The following is a 20,085-nucleotide window of genomic DNA, read 5'->3' as shown; positions in this document are numbered from 1 at the left end:
GGCCCCTCGCCCCCGGGCCTGGGTCCGGCCGGGCCCTCCCCTCGAGCCTCCGAGCAGCCTGTGTCCCGCGTCCGTCGCGCGGGCACCGCACCCCCTGGAGCGCACTCATCATGGACGACCTCTCGCGCCGTGGCTTTCTCCTCACCGCGACCCTCGCCGTCGCCCTCCCCGGCTCGCCGGCCTCCGCAACCGATCGTCCCGGGGCGGGGTGGTTCGTGCGGCCGCGCCGGGCCGTGCGGCCGATGGTGCGCTGGTGGTGGCCCGACGCCCACGTCGATCCCGCCGAGATCCGGCGGGAGGTGGACGCGCTCGCGGACGCCGGGTTCGGCGGGGCGGAGATCGCGGCGGTGCACCACAGCATCCGCGACAAGTCCGTGCTGGACCCGGCCGGGCACGGCTGGGGCACCCCCGCCTGGAACGCCGCCGTCGAGGCCGCGCTCGACCAGGCGGCCCGGCGCGGCCTGACCATCGACCTCACCATCGGCCCCTCCTGGCCGGCCGCCGTACCCACGATCACGCCCGAGCACCCGGCCGCGGTCAAGGAGCTGGCGCACGGCTCGGTCACCGTGGCCGGGGGCGCCACGTACGCGGGCGAGGTGCCGCCGCCCGCCGTCGCCGGGCATCCCGCGCGTACGCTGCTGCTGGTCCAGGCGGCCCGGCTCGATCCCGCGAACTCCACCCGCAAGGAGACCGGCCTCGACCCCGGCTCGGTGGTGCGGGTGCCCGTGAACGACGGGCGCGTCGACTGGACGGCGCCCGACGGGGACGAGTGGGTGCTGATCGCGTACTGGGAGCGGGGCTCGGGCCAGCGTCCCGAGTCCGGCCCGCACACCGTGCCCGAGGCGTACGTGGTGGACCACTTCAGCCGGGCGGGCACCCGGGCGGTGATCGACTACTGGGAGTCCACGCTGCTCACGCCCACCGTGCGCAGGCTGCTGAAGCGGGCGGGCGGTGCGCTGTTCGAGGACTCCATCGAGATCGAGAGCGACGCGCTGCCGTGGACGCCGGGGCTGCTCGCGGAGTTCGAGCGGCGGCGGGGGTACTCCCTGGCGCCGTTCCTGCCGGTGGTGGTGCTGGCGGAGGAGGACCCGGTCTTCGCCTACGACGCCGTGCTGACCAGGCACGCCCGCAAGGACTACTGGGACACGGTCTCCGAGCTGTTCAACGAGCACCACTTCGGGATGCTGCGCGACTGGGCGCATTCGATCGGCCTGGAGCTGCGGGCGCAGCCGTACGGGCTGCAGACCGACGCCATCGCCGCCGCGGCCATTGTCGACGTGCCCGAGGGTGAGTCGCTCGGCTTCAAGAACCTCGACGACTATCGCTGCCTGGCCGGTGGCCGGGACCTGGCGGGGCGGGAGGTGCTGTCGTGCGAGGCAGGGGCGTACGCGGGCGGGGCGTACACGACGACCTGGACGAAGCTGCTGCGTACGATGGGGGGCGCGTACGCGGCGGGGCTCAACCAGACCGTCCTGCACGGTTTCTCCTACGCCACGGCGCCGGGTGCGGCCTGGCCCGGCTTCGCCGCCTTCACCCCCTACTCCGGAACGGCCGGCTACGCCGAGTCCTGGGGCCCCCGCCAGCCGACTTGGCGGCACATCGCCGACATTTCCGGATATTTCGCTCGAATCCACCAGATTCTGCGGGAAGGCGTGCCACGTGCGGACGTGGCGGTCCTACGCCAGACCGGGTACACCAAGACCGGCATCGGCGCCGCCTGGTTCACCGCGAGCGGCGTCCCCACCGGGTGGACCCACCAGTTCATCAGCGCACCCCTGCTCGACCGGCCGTCCGCCCGCGTCTCCGGCCTCCGGCTGGCGCCTTCCGGGCCCGCCTACAAGGCGCTGTTCGTGGAGGGCGACCGCTTCTACGCCTCCGAGTGCACGATGACGGTCGCGGTGGCGCGGCGACTGCTGTCGTACGCGCGGGCCGGGCTGCCCGTCGTGCTCCTCGGCGCGTGGCGGTCCGCCTCGGTGCCGGGGGTGGCCGCGGAGGGGGAGAACGAGAGGCTGCGAGCGGTCCTGACCGACCTGCTGGCCGAGCCGTCCGTCCGGCTCGTCGCCGACCAGGCGGAGGTCCCGGGCGCGCTCGCCACCCTCGGCGTGCGGCCCGACATCCGGTACGCCACCGCGTCCACGCTGCTGGCGGCCCGCCGGGTGGCCGGCGAGGTGGACTACTACTACCTGTGCAACGGCAAGCACACCGAGAACCCCAAGCCGCCGGTGGCGCCCATCGACCACGACGTCACGCTGTCGCGCACGGCCCGCGACGGCGTCCCGTACCTCCTGGACCCGTGGACCGGCCGCGCCGAGCGCCTGGCACTCTACGCGGCGGACGCCGACGGCATCCGCCTGCGGGTGAAGCTGCGGCCGGGCGAGTCGAAGGTGCTGGCCATCGGCCGCCCCGGCCTCTTCGGGACCGGACCGGTCAAGGGACCTCACGCCGTCACGACGGACGCCGACCTGGTGAGATACGACAAGGGCACACTGGTGGTGCGCGCCTCCCGCGCCGGCACCTACACGACCACCCTGTCCGACGGCCGCACCGTCACCACCGCGATCGGCCCCGTCCCCGACCCGGTGCCCCTGTCGTCGTGGCGGCTGGAGGTCGCCGACTGGCGTCCCGACGGCACGACCACGCACCGGCTCACCCTCGACCACCTGACCCCCTGGTCGGACATCCCCACCCTGGCCGACACCTCCGGCATCGGCCTCTACACCACCGACGTACAGCTGGAGGGTGGGGCGTACCTGGAGCTCGGCGCGGTCACCGACACCTGCCGCATCCTCACCGACGGCCACCACCTGGCCCCCGTGAACCAGCTCAACCCGGTCGTGGACCTCGACCGGGACGTCCGCACACTCCAGGTGGAAGTGGCCACCCCCCTCGGCAACCGCCTCAGAGTCACGGACCCCACGGTCTACGGCAACCTGACCCGCCAGCCCTACGGCCTCCTCGGCCCGGTCCGCCTCATCCCGTACGGGGAGGCCCGCCTGGGGTTCAGGGGGTAGACGAGGGCTCGGGGGTGCCGTTGGGCCACAAGCAGGTGGAGGTGGAGCCCAGGGTGAGCACATCACCCTCCGTCCAGCCGATGGTGATGAAGAAATCGTCGGGGCGCGAGCGCCCGTAGAGTTGCAGGCCGTTCTCGGACTGTGCCTCGATGTAGTGGCCCTGGCTCTGCCAGTACGCCTTCACCTGGGCGACCACCTCCTTGAGCGAGTCCTTGGGCAGTCCGCGCAGGTAGTAAGTGCGATTGATGATGAGCCGATCTTCGGAGCCTCCGTCGACCGGGTCGAGGCAGAGGCTGTCGTTGAGGCTGGGCTGGTGCAGCTCCAATTCGGGCTTGGGATGCATGACGGCGACGGTCCCGTTGATGAGCTGCTCAATGCGAGCCAGCGCCTGAGCCTTGGTGATCGTCGGCTTGTCGGCCGATGCGTTCATCGCTCCTCCCAGAGCTCCGCCGGGCGCGCACCCAGCGATGAGAACCGCGGCCGCGATGATCAACCTGACGGAGCGGAACATCTAGTCTCCTGGCGGGGTAGGCGAGGGCTGCGGAGTGGGCGACGGCGGAGACACGGGTTCCGGAGAAGGACGTGCCGGAGGTTGCGACGGCGTCGGCAACGGTGTCGGCGTCGGCACCTGCTTCGGCGTCGGCAGCTTCGCCACTTGGTCATACCGACCAGCGATGATGAATCCCATGTTCCTCAGAGAGACCGACTCATCGTTCCAGTAACCGGAGTGTGTCCCAATGTCGTACCCGGTGAAACTTAGGAAGCCCGAAACCGGCGTGGGGCTGACAACAAAGCGGTTGGCGCCGAAGGCGATGTTGCTGGGGTCGGTGCCGAAGGGGCCGGGGCCGTTCGGGAAGGCGGGTTGCAGGACGCCCGAGACGGGGTCCCGCCTACCGCTCACCGGAAGATGCCCCAAGTCGGCTACCGGGTCCTGCGGTGACTCCCCCACCCACACCTGCTTGACTCCCAGATCACTGGCCTGCATCGCCATCGTCCCCGGACTGCCCACGAGGATGAGCTGATCGGCGAACGTCCCCTTTCGCGTCTGGGCGGCGATGCCGGTTACCACGCTGCCGTAGCTGTGGCCCAGAACGGTGAACCGGGGGGTGCCGGCCGCCTGGTGGGTGGCGTGCAGGCCGTCCAGGAAACCGGCCAGCGGGCCGGCTCCGGTCTGGGCGAGATGGGGTGAGGCCACGGAGGTGTCCGCCCGGAGGATCCCGGCGTCGAGTTGCGGGGCCGTGTAGCCGAGCCAGAGGATCGAGGCGGTCTTCGTGCGGGGGGCCGAGCGGCTCGCCTGGTCCCAGAGGGTTCCGGCGCGGGCCACGTCGGCGCCGATCCCCTCCAGGGTGCTGCCCGTGCCCGGCACGGAGGTGACCACCGAGTCGGCCTTGTCGGGGTCTCCGAAGGAGATGGCGGCCTTGCCGAGCCCACCCAGTTCGAGGGCGAGCAGGAACGCGGGCGGGCGGCCGTTGACCCCGCCCAGGGCGAGGCTCTTGGTGACGGCTTCGATCTGCCGTTGCTGCTTCTCCAGCTCCTCGATCTCACGGCGCGTGGTCATCCGCCGCCACGCGTCCGCCACGATGATCCCCTTCGCCAGGGATTCGTCCAGGGCCCGGAGCTCCGCCAGCCGCTTGGCGACGGCGTCCTTGCGCATGGCCAGGTAGGCCCGGTTCGCGGTGTCGCGGGTGGTGGCGGGCACGCCGTTGAGCGAGCCGACCAGTTGCGGCGCGGCGTCGATGAGCCACCGGCGGGCGGCCGGGTCGAGCAGCTGCCACCAGGCGCTGACCCGGGCGGCGAGGGTGGGGTCCTGGCCGGTGCGCTGCGCCGCCACCAGCTTCTCCAGCGCCGAGGTGTCGCCGGTCGCGGCGGCGGACAGGACGTCGCCGATGGGGCCCGGGGCGGGGGCGGACCCGCCGAACAGCCCGAAGCCGAGCACCGCCGCGGTGGCCGCCTCGCCGTCGGGGCGGCGTTGGAGCACGGTCAGCCTTCTGCGCAGGTCGGTGACCTGTCCGGCGGCCCAGGCGCCCACGTCCCCGACCTGCGCGGCGGGGGCGGCGCTGAGGCCCGCGGAGCCCAGCGCCGCGGAGAGCAGGCCGCCGGCGGAGGGGAGTTCGTGACCGGCGCGCTCCAGGTCCGCCACCATGCGGGTCATCGCCTCCACGTCCATCCCGGCGTAGCCGCCGCGCGCGGACGGGGCGGCGGCGGGCGGGGTGGACAGCGACGGCGGGGCGGCGTGCCCGCCGAGGGCGCGGATGCGGTCGGCGATCTGCGCGGCCGCGGTCTCGAAGGCACGCTGCAGCCGGGCCCGCTGTTCACCCATGGCCTGGGCGAAGGGGCCCGCGCCGCCACCGGCCCAGGCGTGTGCCGCCATGTAACGCATGCTGGAGTCGAGCGCGCCGACGTGATCGCCGGCCAGTCGCACCACCCGGGCCAGGGTCTCCTCCAACCCTGCGGTGTCACCTGCCACGACCTTGTACGATGACACAGCCATCACCGTACGGAGTCGAATCATAACTAATCGTTATCGACGTTGAGCTTTGATCGACCGTGCACGATCCGGCGCGGCCGCCGGGCCGGTCTTCCTCCGGGAGGCTACCGCGCGTTCATCTGCGGGAATGCTGCCGCGCGTCCCCTTCAAAGGAGGTCGTGCCACAGGCGCTTCGCCACCGCTACGAACGCCTGCCACTTGATCACCGTGCTCGGCCGCACGTCGCCCAACCGCGGACCTGTATGGGGTGCACCGGCCCATAAGCTGGTTTCGTGAATGCCGGAGTGAGACGCGAGTGGTGACGCGCAACGACGTGGCGCGGCTGGCGGGCACCTCGCCCGCCGTGGTCAGCTACGTGATCAACAACGGGCCCCGGCCGGTCTCGGAGTCGGCCCGGCAGCGTGTGCTGGACGCCATCAAGCAGCTCGGCTACCGCCCCAACGCGGTGGCCAGGTCGCTGCGCTCGCGGCGTTCGTGGACCATCGGGGTGATCGCCTCCGACAGCGCCGGCGGGAAGAGTCCCTTCTTCGGCCAGTTCACCCGGGCCTGCGAGGAGGTGGCCTGGCAGCGGGGCTACTCGGTGCTGTTCGGCAACTCCGCCGAGGATCCGGCTCGGGCGGAGGGCTACGTCAGGGGGTTCCTGGAGCGGCAGGTCGACGGGCTGGTGCTCATGCGGGTGCCGATCTCGGCCGATCAGGCCGAGGAGATGCGGGGACGCGTTCCGGTGGTCACCATCGACCACGCGGCGCCGCCGTTCTTCTCCCGGCTCGCGGTGGACGACGAGGAGGGCGGCTACCAGGCCACCAGGCACCTCCTGGAGCACGGCCACCGCCGCATCGGCTTCGTCGGCGGGCCGCTGGACATCACCCCGGTGCGGCTCAGGGCCGCGGGCTGGCGCCGCGCGCTCCAGGAGGCCGGTGCCGGGCTGGAGGCGGGGCTTGCCGTGGAGGGGGAGCTTGCGAAGGAGGCGGGGCTGGTCGAGGAAGGTGAGCTGAGTCTGGAGGGCGGTTACGAGGCCGCGCTCCGGCTGCTGTCGTCGCCCTCGCGTCCCACCGCCCTGTTCGCCTCGATCGACGGTCAGGCCATCGGCGCGATGCGCGCCGCCGCCGATCTCGGGCTGCGGGTGCCCGGGGACGTGGCGGTGGTGGGGTTCGACGGGGCGCGGGAGGCCGCGTACACGGTGCCCGGGCTTTCGACGATCAGCCAGCCCATCGACGAGATGGCCCGCCACGCGACGGAGACGCTGGTCGGCGCCATCGAGTCGGAGGGCGTGGAGCCGGTCACCAAGATCTTCTCCGCCACCCTGGTCACCCGCGGCTCCTGCGGCTGCCCCGAGCCCCGCCTGCACCGCTGATCACTCTGCCGCGCAGGCCGGCCGTCACGGCTCTTCCAGCGCGTACGTGACCGCCCGGGAGAGCCCGAGCCGCGTGCCGTCCCGGAAAGCCGCCGTGAACGCCTGGGCCCCCAACGCGCGGCGCGCCCGCTCGGCGCACTCCTGGTGCGATCCGGCCTGGTACGGCAGCCGCGCCGGAGACGAGGCCACCGCCTCCCACAGGAGGTGGGCGGCGCCCAGCAGCCGGGCGGCCCGCTCGTACCGGCCACGCGTCCCGGCCGTCCAGGCCAGTACCTCCAGGCACTGCGGAAGGCCCCACCGGTCGTCCGCGGCGCTCCAGCACGCGGCCACCTCCCGCATCCTGGCCTCGGTCTGCTGCCAGTCGCCCTGCTCCCAAAGGGCCATGCCGACCGCGTACAGCGCGTACGCGCGGAAGAGGGTCGCGTTGCGCTTCTCGCACAACGCCACGAGCTCCTCGCCGTACTCGGCGGCCCGGTCCGGGCGCATCGTGGCGGCGAAGAGGGCGGCGAGATACAGGGTGACCCCCACGGCGTGGACGTCACCCCTCGCCCAGTGCCGGGTGCGCGCCTCCTCCAGGAGCGCGAGCCCGCCCTCGGCGTCGCCCTCGGACAACGCCGCGACGCCGGAGAGCTGGACCGCGAACGCGAGCACCGCCTCGTCCCCGAGCTGCCGCGCGAGCGCCAGGCACTCCCGCGCGTCGGCCGCCGCCGCGTCGCCCTGGTAGTGGGCGAGCAGCCCGTCGGCCCACAGGCCCATCGCCCTGGCGACGCTCGATCCGGGCACGAGCGCGAGGCCGCGCTTCAGCCAGTGCCGGCCTTCGCTGAGAGCGCCGGTGACGAGCCAGTTGGCCCACAGCTCAGAGGCGATCATCAGACCGGTGGGAGCGTCGCCGGGCCGGGCGAAGCAGAGGTCGAGGGCGACGCGCACGTTGGGCAGCTCCGGCTTGAGCAAACGCATGCGATCGATCTGGTCCGGCTCCACCCGGTCAACGCGCACTCGCTCCGTCAGCCGGCGGTAGTGGCCGATGTAGCGCTCGCGCAGCGCCTCCGCCTCCGCGGCGGGCAGCTGTTCGCGGCCGTACGCGCGGATGGTCTCCAGCATGCGGTGGCGGGCCCCGGCGCCGTGCGGCTCCGCGACGCCCAAAATGGACTTGTCCACCAGCCCCATCATCAGATCCAGCACGTCCTCGCAGTCCAGTCCCTGCCCGGGGCAGACGGCCTCGGCGGTCTCCACGTCCACGCCCCCCGCGAACATCGACAGCCGCTCCCACAGCCGCCGCTCGCCGGGCGAGCACAGCTCGAAACTCCACTCCATGGTCGCCCGCAGGGTCTGGTGGCGTGCCAGCGTGCCGGGGCCGACCTCGGCCGGCACTTCCAGGCGCTGGTCGAGCTCGTTCACGAGGTCTTCCACCGAGGTCGTCCGCAGCCGTACCGCGGCCAGCTCGATCGCCAGCGGGATCCCGTCCAGGCGCCGGGCCAGCCGGGCGACCGCCCGGGCGTTGGCCGCGTCGACGCGGAAGCCCGGCCGGAACGTCGCCGCCCGCTCCGTGAAGAGGCGCACCGCCTCCCGCCGGGCGATGTCGCGGGTCCTGTCGCCGGGCCGCGGGATCGGCAAGGACGGCACCGGCAGCACCCGCTCGCCGTACACCCCGAGCGACTGCCGGCTGGTGGCCAGGATCTGCAGCCGCGAGGTGCCGCGCAGGAGCTGCTCCACCAGCCGGGCGCACGCGCCGAGCAGATGCTCGCAGTTGTCCAGCACCAGGAGCAGCTGTTTGTCCGCCAGATGCTCGATCAGCAGGGCCACGAGGTCCGGCGTGCGGTCGTGGATTCCCAGCGCGGCGGCCACCGCGGGGGCCAGCAGGTCCTCGTCGTCGATGGTGGCCAGCTCCACCAGCCGGACACCCTCCCGGTACCTCTGGGGCAGGATCTCGCTCACCCGTCGCGCCAGCCGGGTCTTGCCGACCCCGCCCACGCCGGTCAGGGTCAGCAGGCGGGTCTTGGCCAGGAGCCGCCTGACCTGGGCGATCTCGTGCCGCCGTCCGACGAAGCCGGGAGTGTCGGTATGCCGCCAGTCCGCCGCCTCCTCGGCGCCCGGGGCGTTCCAGATCGGGTCTTCCACATGCATGATCACTCGCCGCCGCGGCGGGCCTGCTCTGCGACCCAGCCGACGATCTGGGTCCTGGAGTTGAAGCCGAGTTTGCACAGAATGTGCTCGATGTGGCCCTCGACGGTGCGCTGGGCGATGACGAGCGCCGCCGCGATCTCCTTGTTCCTCATTCCCCGGGCGATGAGCTGGGCGATCTCCGTCTCCCGTGGGGTGAGCGGCGTGTACTGGTCCTCCTCGTCGGAGGGGCCGCGAGCGGGCGCCTCCTCCATGGGGGCGTACGCGAGCGCCTGCTCAAGGGAGCGCCTGGCCCCTCGCTTGGCGGCCGTCTGGAAGGCCTGCTCGCCGAGGGCGTGACGGGTGCCGGCCTCGCATTCGTCGTGGTACCGGATGAGGTGGCCGAATCCCAGCAGGGGCGTGCCGATCGCCGCCCAGAGGCCGCGCAGAACGCCCAGCAACGCGCCGGCCCGCGCGTACTCCCCTTGCGAGGCGGCGATCCAGGCCAGCGCCTCGATCGTGAGCCCGACCCCGACCGAGTCGCCCAGGGTGTGGAAGACGCGCAGGCTCTCGTGCGCCAAGGCGGTCGCGCCCCGCACGTCGCCCTGGCGCCAGAGTTCGACGCCGAGCGCCGTCATCGTGTACGCCCGGTGCCAGCTCTCGCCGTGGGCGTCGCAGATGGCGATGCCCTCCTCCGCGGCGGCGACGGCGCTCTCCGAGCCGCCGAGGAACGAGTGCGCGAAGCAGAGCCAGGTCAGCGCCTGGACCTCGCCCGCGGGGTCGCCGCCGGCGCGATGATGGGTCACCGCCTCCTCGAAGGACTTGATGGCCGACTCGGTGTCCCCCACGTGCATGGCGACCATGCCGGCGTAAAGCGCGACGTAGCCGAGCACCGGTTCGAGCCCGAGCTTCTCGCCGAGCGTCCTGCTCTTGGCCAGCAACCCGAGGGCCGAGTCCTGATCACCCTGGATGATGGCGAGCGAGCCGCATGCCCACAGCGCCCGGGCCCTGGCCTCGGACCGGCCGGCGGCGTGCGCGAGCCCCTGTTCGAGCCAGTCGCGGCCCTCGCCCAGGTGGCTGCTGGTGATCCAGTGGTCGAGCAGGTCGCTCGCCATGTCGATGCAGAGCCCGGCACGCTCGGCCTGGCAGTACTCCAGAGCGGTGCGCAGGTTGGGGTGCTCGACGCGCAGCCGGGTCAGCAGCTCGACCTGCGCGGGGCCGAACAGCTGAGCCTGCGCCTCACGCGAGAGCCGCCGGTAGTAGTCGCGATACCGGCGTTTCAGCTCCTGCTCCTGCCCGGAGGCCACGAGGCGCTCACGTCCGTACTGCCGGATCGTGTCCAGCAGCCGGAAGCGCACCCCGTACGGATGTTCCTCCCGGATCAGGACGGACTTCTCCACCAGGCCGATCATCAGATCGAGGATCTCGTCATGGGTGATGCCGGCCCCGGCGCAGACCGCTTCGACCGCCTCCGGGTCCAGGCTGCCGGTGAACACCGACAGGCTCGCCCACAGCAGGCGCTCGTGCTCGGTGCAGAGCCCGTGACTCCAGTCGATCAGGGCGCGCAGTGTCCGATGTCGGGACACCGTGGCGCTCGACCCCGCGCTGAGCAGCCCGAACAGATCGTCCAGCCGGTCGAGCAGCTGGTGGACCGAGAGCACGCGCAGCCGTACGACGGCGAGCTCGATGCCGAGCGGCAGGCCGTCCAGGCGGCGCCAGATCTGCTCGATCAGGTCCTGGTTCTCGCTCGTGACGGTGAACCCGGGCAGCACGGCCGCGGCCCGCTCGGCGAACAGCTGCACCGCGTCCGGCATGGGGAGCGCCGTGTCGCGCTGGGGATCGCCGCCCGGCAGCGGCAACGTCGGCACGGGGAACGCCTGCTCGCCGACGGCTCCCAGCGGCTGCCGGCTGGTGGCCAGGATGCGCAGGTCCGGGGCGCAGCGCAGCAGCGTCTGGGCCATCACGGTGGACTCGTCGAGGACGTGCTCGCAGTTGTCCAGGACGACCAGCGTCCGCCGCTCGCGCAGGTGCTCGGTGAGCACCTGGAGGGGCGGCCGGGTCTTGCCGACGCCGCCCGGGCCGGTGAGGGTGACCATGCGGGCCTCGGACAGCAGGCGCTTGACCGCCGCTACTTCGTGCCGGCGCCCGATGAAACTGGTCACCTCCGCGGGCAGCCCGCCGAGGTACGTCTGCGCCGAGGCGCGCAACATGGCAATGGTCATCGATGCCTCGCATCGGCTCAAGCGAGTGGGTCACCATACGCCGCCAAGAGCCGATATAACCAACATATGCCCATGACGGGCGCTGACCACCCGGACAATATGCCTGGTCAACGCCTATATCAGGACCGCGTACCGAATCATGGGCAACCTCGGCCTCGCGCATGGAACAAATTTTGTCCCTCACCGGCGCTGGTTGTCTGACTCGTCACTTAACCGACCATGGCGGCGCTCTGATACGATCTTGGACCACTTGACCGGCTGGAGGCTTGGTGGCCGAAGTGTTGGCCCTGTTGGCCGAGGACCCCAAAACGGTGGGGCCCTACCGCCTGGAAGGGCGGCTCGGGGTGGGCGGGCAGGGCACCGTCTATGTGGGGCGAGGCGGCGACGGCACTCCGGTGGCGGTCAAGCTCCTGCACCCGCACCTGATGGCCGATCAACGGGAGCAGAAACGGTTCCTGCTCGAGGTGGAGACCGCCAGGCGGGTGGCGCCCTTCTGCACGGCCCAGATCCTCGACTGCGGGTTTCTCGGCAGCCGGCCGTACATCGTCAGCGAGTTCGTCGACGGGCCGTCGCTGCATGCCGCCGTACGGGACAACGGGCCGCGCGGGGCGGCCGCCCTGCAGCGGCTGGCGATCAACACCGCGACCGCCCTGATGGCCATCCACGAGGCGGGCGTGGTGCACCGCGACTTCAAGCCCGGCAACGTGCTGCTCGGGCCCGAAGGGCCGGTGGTCATCGACTTCGGCATCGCCCGGGCGCTGGACCTCAGCCAGTCGGTCGTCAGCAGTCAGGCCATCGGCAGCCCCGCCTACATGGCGCCCGAGCAGATCTCCGGCGGCGACGTCGGACCCGCGGGCGACCTGTTCGCCTGGGGCGCGACCATGGTCTACGCGGCCACCGGGCAGCACGCCTTCACCGGCGAGTCGATCCCCGGCGTCCTGCACGCGATCCTGCACGGCGAGCCGGACCTCGGCGGGCTGGACGGGGCGCTGCGGGCGCTGCTGGAGGAGTGCCTGTCCAAGGTTCCGGCCCGGCGGCCCACCGCCGCTCAGGTGATCGAACGCCTGCGCGCCCTTCCGTCCCCCGTCTGGCACACCGTTCCGGTGTCCCGGCCGGGACGCCCAGCCGTCACCGTTCGGGCGGCGGACAGCCGGCGGCGCGGCCTGATCATGGGTACGGCGGGCGCGGCCGTCCTCGTCGCCGCCGCGGCGGCCGGCTACTTCGCGCTCGCGCCCGGCGCGTCCGGCGGCAGGGCGGCAGGGGCGACCGCGGCGGCGTCGATCCCCGTGGCTTCGCTGCCCGTGGCCGTGCCTTCCAACAGCCCACCCGAAACGCCGGTCGCGCAGGACACGCCCGCCCCGGGGGCCACCAAGCGGTCACTGTCGGCCGAGGTCGTGCCCAGCACGAGCGCCGTCCCGCGCGGCACGCCGAGCCCGAGCCGGAAACCCACGCGCACGAAAGCCCCGGTCGTCGAGCCCACCCAGAAGCCGACCAAGAAGCCGACCCGCAAGCCCACGACCAGGCCGACCAAGACCAGGCCACCCACCAGCAGCCCGCCGGCGCCTTCGCAGGGCTCGATCACCTTCAACGACGCCCACGAATACTGCAAAGCGCAGGGCTACAGCATGGCCGCCGGAAACTGGGACTCCCTGTCGTGCTTCGGCATGACGACCAAGAACATCACCGCGACGGCGGTGTGCCAGTGGAAGTATCAGGGCCGCGACGCGGTCGCCGAGCAACCTCAGTTCGCATATTCGCAGGAGACGACCTGCCGGTTGTCATGACGCGCGTTCGAAGGCGGGAGCCAGACATGCACCGGATCCGTACCGTCTGCTGGGCGGCGCTCGCCTTGTTCCTGGCGGCGTTCGCGGTGTTCGAGAGCGTCAAGTACGGCCTGCCGACCAGCGTGGCGGCGCTGATCTTCGTCGCCCTGCCCGACCTGGCACGCCTGGCCCGCGTCCCGCCTTCCGGAATGCTGCACCAGGCGGTCCACCGGGTGTGGATCCCGCTCGCCGTGGTGATCGGCTACTCGTTCGGACCGATCGTGTGGCCGCCGCTGTTCACGGCGGGGCTCGGCTGGCTCACCCGGATCGCCGTCGATCGAGCGCTCGGGCGTTCGGGCATCCGGTGAGGATCACGCCTTCGTGGCGGCGGCCACGATGCGGCCGACGATCTCCCGGGTGACGGGCTCCGGCGAGCCCGAGGTGGTGACCCGGGTCCGGCCGCCGCCGGGCACGAACGTGCTGGAGCCGTCCGCGCCCACCTCCACCCGCCCTTCCGGGCTGAACGCGAACAGGCCGGGCACCAGCATGCTCAGCACCGTGATCGGGTCGTGCGGGCTGTTCCACTCCTCGTTCCAGAACCGCCACCACTGCTCGATCTCGGCCTTCAGCGCCTCCCCGAGCGCCCCGGCCCCCGCGATGGCGGCCACGTCGGCGGCGTCCATCCGGACCGTGGTGGTGACCTCCAGGCCGGTCACCGTGATCGGCACCCCCGATCCGAAGACGATGGCCGCCGCCTCCGGATCGCAGCGCAGGTTGTGCTCCGGGTCGGGGTTGTCGAAGCGGCCGCCCATGATCCACAGGTGCCGGACGTCCCGGGCGAACGACGGGGACGCCGTCAGAGCGTTGGCGAGGTTGGTGAGGGGGCCGACCGCCACGACGTCCACCTGGCCGGGCGCGCGGCTCACCTGGTCCACCAGGTACGCCGCCGCGTCCCCGGGGTCGACCGCCTCGGTCTCCAGGTCGGTGAAGAGCCTGCCCTCGTGACCCGCCCACCACACGGGCCGGTCCGTCAGGGTCTTGGCCGCTCCCGGGATGACGGTCAGGGACCGGTCGGCGAGACGTACCAGCCGCTTGGCCAGGCGCGCCCGCAGCAACGTGTCACCGTAGACGGTCGTGCAGCCGACCAGGTCCACCTCCGGCGAGCCGAGCAGGACGGCGAGCGCCAGCGCGTCGTCCACGTCGGAGCCGATGTCGGTGTCGAAGATGACGCGCATGGTCGAAGAACTCATGAAGACCCTTCTCGGAGGTTATTTGAGACCCGTGGTGGCGATGGACTGCGTGAAGTGACGCTGGAAGCGCAGGATGATCAGCAGCGGGATGACCGTCAGCACGATCGAGCCCGCGAACAGCTGCCCGTAGTCGATGGTGAACTGGCCGCGCATGTTCGCCAAGGCGATCGGGCCGAGTTGGTGCGCGGCGTCGGTGCCGATGAGCAGCGGCCAGACGTACGACTGCCACTGGAAGATGAACAGCGTCAGGCCCGCGCTCACCAGGGCGGGACGCGAGAGCGGCAGGTAGATCCTGGCGAACACGCCGAACCAGCCGAGCCCGTCGATGCGCGCCGCCTCCACGAGGTCCTTGGGGATGGCCAGGAAGAACTGGCGCAGCAGGAAGATGGCCAGGCCGTGGCCCAGGCCCGGGAGGATGAGCCCGGCGTAGGTGTTCGTCAGGTCCCAGTCGCGGAACAGCGTGGCGAGCGGGATCGCGATCGCGTCGAAGGGGATGAGGAAGCTGAGCACCACGATCGCGAACAGCGCCCCCTGGCCCCTGAAGCGCACCGCCGACAGCCCGAACGCCGCCGCCGCCGAGATCAGCAGGCCCGCGGCCACGGTGACCAGCGCCACGAGCAGGGAGTTGAGTATCGCGCGGCCGAAGTCGCCGGTGACCAGGCTCGCGTAGTTGCCGAGGGTGGGATCGGCCGGCACGAGCGTCTCCCACGACAGGCGCGAGATGTGCCGGAAGATCTCCGAGCCGCCGCGCAACGAGCTGGACAGGGCCCAGAGCAGGGGCAGCGCGAAGGCCAGGCCGATGATCGTGGCCAGCAGGGCGTACAGACGTCTGGACACGGTCAGTCCCTCCCCCGCAGCAGCCGGAACTGCACGATCACCACGGCCAGCACGAGCAGCACGAGCAGCATCACCTCGGCCTGGGCGAGGCTCAGGTCGCCCACGGAGTAGGCGCGGGTGAAGATGTCGAACATGGTGACGTTGGTGGAGCCCTGCGGGCCGCCGTTGGTCAGCATCTGTACGGGGGCGAAGACGAGGAAGTTCGAGACGGTGTCCGCGACCAGCACGAACGCGAGTGGCCAGCGCAGCAGCGGCAGCGTGACGTGCCAGAAGCGCGCCCAGGCCGAGGCCCCGTCGATCGCGGCGGCCTCGTACAGGGAGGTGGGGATGTCCTGGAGGCCGGCGATGAGGAACATCATCCAGTAGCCGACACCGATCCACGACAGCAGCACGATCAGCGACCACAGGGCCTGCCCCGGCGAGGTGAGGAACGGCTGCGGCGGGATGCCCAGCACGCTCAGCACCGAGTTGAGCAGGCCGTCCGGCCGGTACGCGACGCTCCAGATGGCCGCCGAGACCGCCGGAGGCACCGCGATCGGTAGGATCACCAGCACCCGCAGGAACCGGACGCCCGCGAAGCGGCGGGTGAACAGGACCGCGAGGGCGAGGGCGGCGGCGATCTGCAGCGGGTTGACGATCAGGCTGAACACGAGCGTGACGCGGACGCTCTGGAGGAACGTCGGGTCGGCGAAGAGCGTGGCGTAGTTGCCCAGGCCGACGAACGTGGTCTCGCCGGTGACCAAGCTGGTGTGGCTCAGGCTGCTGGCGAACGCCATGACGGCCGGGATCAGCCGGAGGACGAGGAGCGCTACGAGGGCGGGCGCCAGGAAGGCCAGCGACACCAGCACCGGCCGCCCGACGACGCGCCCGTTCGACTTGCCTCGAAACGCCGTGCGCCCGTCCGATGCCCCTCCAGCGGTCGGGGGCCCGCCCGAGACGCCTCCAGACGTCGGGCGCCCATCCGACGTCTCGCCAGACGACGGGGGGCCGTCCGATGCGCGCATCATCGCAGCTGGGCCCAGGCAGTCTTGATCTCCTGCGTGGCCTGTTCGAGCCGGGTCTTGGGATCGGCGCCGTTCCGGATGTCGGCGAACGCCTTGGTCATGATGTCCTCGAACTGGATGTACCCCACCGACCTGGGCCGCGCGACCGCCGTGTGGTCGGCGTCGTACGTGAGGATCTCGCCGACCCCCTTGCTCTTGTCACCGCCCAGCGCGTCGAGGGTGGGGACGTACTTCTCGAAGGCGGCCCGGTTCGAGGGGATGATCGTGGTGGCCTTGGTGGTCAGCAGGTTGCCCTCGGGGTCGAGCGAGGCGTACTCGAGGAACTTGCGCGCGAGCTGCTGGTTCTCCGAGGCCGGGTTGATGCCCCAGGACCACGAGCCGGTCGGCGTCACCTGCTTGCCGCCCTTGAAGTAGGGGTACGGCGCCACGCCCCAGTCGAGGTCCTTGGCCGCCGAGAAGACACCCACGTCCCACGGGCCGCCGGCGAAGAAGGCCACCTTGCCCTCGCTGAACAGCGGTGAGGTCTGGAACGAGCCGACCCCGCGCGGCGCCAGCTTGTTCGCGAACAGGTCGCGGTACCAGGTCATCGCCTTCATCCAGCCGTCGGTGGTCAGGTCGGGCGTCAGCATGTCGGGCCCGGTGATCCCGGAGCCGCCGCCGAGCGACTCGGCCAGGCTCTGCAGCTGGTAGTACTGCTCGATCTGCTCGGGGATGAACGCCCACTGGGCGCCGCCCTCGGCCTGGGCCTTCTTGCCCGCCTCGATCGTCTGCTCCCACGTCCAGCGCTTGGCGGGGTCGCTCGGCGGCGGGGTGATCCCGGCCTTCTTCAGCAGGGTCTTGTTGTAGAAGAGGAACTGGTCGGAGGTCCAGACGGGGACGGACCAGAGCTTGCCGTTGTGCTCGTTGACCTCGTACTGGGCGGGCAGGGCCGCCTGCTTGACCCGGTCCTTCCAGTCGCTCAGGTCGACCAGGAACCCGCGGGTGGCCAGCGCCGCGACGCGCGGCTGGTCGACGGTGTAGACGTCGATCGTGTCGTCCTTGGCGGCCAGTCGCTGCTGCAGCGTGCTGTTGAGCTGGTCGAAGGGGATCTGCGTGTACGCGACTTTCACGCCGGGGTTCTTGGCCTGGAATCCGTCGATGACCGGCTGGAACGTCTTGGGATCCTCGGGCCCGACGAACCGCAGCGTCTTCGAGGCCGAGTCTCCCCCGCCTTCGCCACCGCCGGATCCGCACCCGGCCGCCAGCACGGCCAGGAGGCTCACCAGGGCCAGGCTCTTCTTCATGGCTTTGCTCCTTCAAGCCTTCCGGCCGCTGACCAGGTCAAGCGCCGAGTCTACACGTGTCACATCCACGATGGCCGCCCAGCATGCCACGAACCCCCACGAACCGACAAGACCTCCCACCCTTGACCGATCTTGTCGAGACGTCTACATATATATTCAAAGCCAACTATCCATTCGCTCCTAGAGAGGTGAATGTGAAGGCCCCGATCGCCGCACTCCTCGCCACAGCGCTCGCCTTATCCCCCACCACTCCGCCGCCCTTCACCTCCCCAGAACCAACCCCTCAAGCCACCACCAGGGCGAGCACCACCCCCTTCACAACAGCCCCTTCCACCACCGAGGCAGCCGGGACCACGACCGAAGCGGCCGGGGCCGCCACCAAAGCAGCGCGGGCCGCCATCGGAGCGACCTGGACCACCACCGAAGCGGCTGGGGCCGCCATCGAAGCAGCCCGGCCCACCACCAAGCCGGCCTGGACCACCACCAAAGCGCCCCGGACCACCACCGCAGCAGCCCGGACCACCACCAAGCCGGCCAGGACCACCACCAAAGCGGCCCGGACCACCACCGCAGCAGCCCGGACCACCACCAAGCCGGCCCGGACCACCACCGCAGCAGCCCGGACCACCACCAAGCCGGCCCGGACCACCACCGCAGCAGCCCGGACCACCACCAAGCCGGCCTGGATCACCACCGAAGCGGCCCGGACCACCACCGCAGCAGCCCGGACCACCACCGCAGCGGCAGCGACCAGCAGGACCCCATCCATCAGCACCGCCGCATCCCCCATCAACGGGACGACGACCAGCAGCAGCAGCAGGACCACAGTCACCACCAGCGGTGGAGCCGGGGTGCGGTTCTCGGTGCCAGGGCGGGCGCGGGGAACCTGCGTGGACGCACCGCTGAAGATCAGCTTCCCGACGCCCCCGACACTCGGCTCCTCTGGCGCGATCGAGGTGCGGCGGGCCGACGGCACGCTGGTCGATCGGGTCGAAGCCGCCGCCGCCAAAGCCGACAAGAAGAACATCGGTGCCGCCGTCTCCGACACGGGACTGCCGCACGACTTCTCGTACGAATCGATCATGATCGACGGCAACGCGGCCAACGTGTACCTGCACCGGCAGCTCGAGTACGGACAGGAGTACTACGTAACCGTCGACCCCGAGGTGTTCGCGGGGTTCGGTGGGATGCAGGAATCTGAAAGGTGGGGGTTCAAAACCCGGAAGCGCGGAGTTCAGAAGCGGCACCTGACGGTTTCCGAGGCAGGGACCGGGGACTTCTGCACGGTGCAGGGCGCCATCGATGCCGTGCCGACCGGCAATCGGTCGCCGGTGACGATCGACGTCCGGCCGGGTGTCTACACCGAGATCGTCTACGTTCGCGAGGACCGGCCGTACATCACCGTGCGCGGGGCGGGCGCGGGCCGGACCGTGATCCAGTACGCCAACAACGACCTGCGTAACGGCGACGCCGCGCTGCGCCAGGGCGGCCCCGCCGACGTGTGCCCGCGCCGCGTGCTGGAGACCTCGGACCTGCACAACTGCTGGCGGGCCATGTTCGGGGTGGACGCGGCGGACTTCCGGATCCAGAACCTCACACTTCACAACACCACCCCGGACGGCGGCTCCCAGGCGGAGGCGTTCCGGGGCAACAACGAGCGGATCACCCTCGAACGCGTGGACCTGCGCAGCCACCAGGACACCCTGCGCCTGCAGGGCAAGGGGTTCGTCACGGACAGCCGGATCAGCGGCGACACCGACTTCGTGTGGGGCACCGGCACGGTGTTCATCCAGGATTCGGTGCTGGAGTCGACGGACGCCGGCTACATCTCGCAGAGCCGCAACGACGCGACCAGGCCGGGCGCGGTGTTCGTCCGCACCAGGCTGACGCGCCCCCCCGGCGTACCGGACGGCTCGGTGGTGCTGAGCCGCAGCGCCGTGTGGCGGTTCACGCACAGCCAGGCGGTGTTCATCGACACCAAGATGGACCGCCACATCGCCCCTGTCGGCTGGGCCATCGACCCGAACGACTGCGCGCAGGCCCAGACTCTCTCTTTCTGGGAGTACGGGAGCACCGACCTCACCACCGGCCGCGCCATCGACACCACGCAACGACTGCCCTGCTCCCGACAGCTGACGACCGCGGAGGCGGAGAAGTGGAGCGACCCCTCGTTCGTCCTGGGCGGCTGGAATCCCCGGTCACGCTGAGCGGGGGTGACGGCACACCTCCCGGCCACCAAACCAGAGCGATCCCCCCTCGGCGGCCGGACAAGGAGAGCCGCCTCCCGGCCGCCAAGCCAGGGCTAAGCACTTCCCGGCCAACGGACCAGGGCAATAAGCCCCCTGAGACCGGGCCCAGGAGCGGTGTGCATCCCGGCCATCAAGCCAGGGCCGTGCGCCTCCGGGCCACCAACAAAGGACAGTGCATCCCGGCCACCAAGCCAGGACTGTGCATCCCCGGAGACCAGACCAGGGGCAGTGCGCATTCCGGCGACCGGGCCAGAGCGATATGCCCCCGGCCACCGGACCAGGGTGGTGCGCATGCAGGTGGTCGGGTCGGGGTCGTGGGTGGTGCTGAGATCACGGGTTTGACTTAGTGGAAGGAATGGGCGAAATGGACAGGTTGGCGAGTAGGCGTGCCCTGCTGGGTGGAGTGCTGGGTGGTATCGGTACGGCCGTTGTGGCGGGTACGGCCGAGGCGGCGAGTCATACCGATGCGGGGTCCGGGGCCGTGGGCCGCGCCGGGAGCGCGAGTGCAGCCGGGGGCGGGACTG

General features: G+C 71.3%; 14 protein-coding genes. 5 read left to right on the top strand and 9 right to left on the bottom strand.

The genetic code is table 11. From position 1 onward, the window contains the following. Positions 1–110: 110 nt before the first annotated feature. On the top strand, positions 111–3,011 hold the full coding sequence (locus tag ACFKCF_RS09415) for a glycosyl hydrolase (protein ID WP_394492575.1): 2,901 nt from the start codon (positions 111–113) through the stop codon (positions 3,009–3,011). Here the strand turns inward: ACFKCF_RS09415 and ACFKCF_RS09410 are convergent. Both ACFKCF_RS09410 and ACFKCF_RS09405 read right to left on the bottom strand, forming a co-directional pair. Continuing rightward, positions 3,001–3,522 (bottom strand): hypothetical protein, encoded by a 522-nt coding sequence (locus tag ACFKCF_RS09410; RefSeq protein ID WP_394492574.1) that lies wholly within the window; start codon positions 3,520–3,522, stop codon positions 3,001–3,003. The two genes, ACFKCF_RS09415 and ACFKCF_RS09410, sit on opposite strands and share 11 nt — an antisense overlap. After that, complete coding sequence (locus tag ACFKCF_RS09405) at positions 3,523–5,496, bottom strand: alpha/beta hydrolase (protein ID WP_394492573.1); 1,974 nt, start codon at positions 5,494–5,496, stop codon at positions 3,523–3,525. A gap of 301 nt (positions 5,497–5,797) precedes the next feature. Here ACFKCF_RS09405 and ACFKCF_RS09400 point away from each other — a divergent pair, with 301 nt between their 5' ends. Beyond that, positions 5,798–6,853 (top strand): LacI family DNA-binding transcriptional regulator, encoded by a 1,056-nt coding sequence (locus ACFKCF_RS09400; protein WP_394492572.1) that lies wholly within the window; start codon positions 5,798–5,800, stop codon positions 6,851–6,853. A gap of 24 nt (positions 6,854–6,877) precedes the next feature. On the opposite strand, the gene ACFKCF_RS09395 is transcribed toward ACFKCF_RS09400, so the two are convergent. Further along, complete coding sequence (locus tag ACFKCF_RS09395) at positions 6,878–8,977, bottom strand: ATP-binding protein (protein WP_394492571.1); 2,100 nt, start codon at positions 8,975–8,977, stop codon at positions 6,878–6,880. Between the two features lie 2 nt (positions 8,978–8,979). Beyond that, the gene (locus ACFKCF_RS09390; RefSeq protein ID WP_394492570.1) at positions 8,980–11,175 is read right to left on the bottom strand and encodes an ATP-binding protein; all 2,196 of its coding nucleotides are present in this window, start codon (positions 11,173–11,175) and stop codon (positions 8,980–8,982) included. Between the two features lie 269 nt (positions 11,176–11,444). Here ACFKCF_RS09390 and ACFKCF_RS09385 point away from each other — a divergent pair, with 269 nt between their 5' ends. Both ACFKCF_RS09385 and ACFKCF_RS09380 read left to right on the top strand, forming a co-directional pair. Continuing rightward, positions 11,445–12,959: a serine/threonine protein kinase gene (locus ACFKCF_RS09385; protein ID WP_394492569.1), complete on the top strand. Its 1,515-nt coding sequence runs from the start codon at positions 11,445–11,447 to the stop codon at positions 12,957–12,959. 26 nt (positions 12,960–12,985) lie between these two features. Then, positions 12,986–13,306, top strand: coding sequence for a hypothetical protein (locus tag ACFKCF_RS09380; protein ID WP_394492568.1), 321 nt, complete (start codon positions 12,986–12,988; stop codon positions 13,304–13,306). A 3-nt stretch (positions 13,307–13,309) separates the two neighbouring features. On the opposite strand, the gene ACFKCF_RS09375 is transcribed toward ACFKCF_RS09380, so the two are convergent. From ACFKCF_RS09375 to ACFKCF_RS09355, 5 genes are all read right to left on the bottom strand, one after another. Continuing rightward, positions 13,310–14,188 (bottom strand): nucleoside hydrolase, encoded by an 879-nt coding sequence (locus ACFKCF_RS09375; protein WP_394492567.1) that lies wholly within the window; start codon positions 14,186–14,188, stop codon positions 13,310–13,312. Between the two features lie 18 nt (positions 14,189–14,206). Further along, positions 14,207–15,025: a carbohydrate ABC transporter permease gene (locus tag ACFKCF_RS09370; RefSeq protein WP_394492566.1), complete on the bottom strand. Its 819-nt coding sequence runs from the start codon at positions 15,023–15,025 to the stop codon at positions 14,207–14,209. A gap of 2 nt (positions 15,026–15,027) precedes the next feature. Beyond that, positions 15,028–15,873, bottom strand: coding sequence for a carbohydrate ABC transporter permease (locus ACFKCF_RS09365; protein WP_394492565.1), 846 nt, complete (start codon positions 15,871–15,873; stop codon positions 15,028–15,030). A gap of 155 nt (positions 15,874–16,028) precedes the next feature. Next, positions 16,029–17,312: an ABC transporter substrate-binding protein gene (locus ACFKCF_RS09360; protein WP_394492564.1), complete on the bottom strand. Its 1,284-nt coding sequence runs from the start codon at positions 17,310–17,312 to the stop codon at positions 16,029–16,031. 283 nt (positions 17,313–17,595) lie between these two features. Then, on the bottom strand, positions 17,596–18,138 hold the full coding sequence (locus ACFKCF_RS09355; protein WP_394492563.1) for a hypothetical protein: 543 nt from the start codon (positions 18,136–18,138) through the stop codon (positions 17,596–17,598). 64 nt (positions 18,139–18,202) lie between these two features. On the opposite strand from ACFKCF_RS09355, the gene ACFKCF_RS09350 reads away from it, so the two are divergent. After that, complete coding sequence (locus ACFKCF_RS09350) at positions 18,203–19,519, top strand: pectinesterase family protein (RefSeq protein ID WP_394492562.1); 1,317 nt, start codon at positions 18,203–18,205, stop codon at positions 19,517–19,519. Positions 19,520–20,085: the final 566 nt, after the last annotated feature.

Origin of the sequence: Nonomuraea sp. JJY05 (genome assembly GCF_043496855.1) — a bacterium.
Taxonomy (GTDB): Bacteria; Actinomycetota; Actinomycetes; order Streptosporangiales; family Streptosporangiaceae; genus Nonomuraea.
This window is presented reverse-complemented; position numbering and strand designations above follow the sequence as displayed.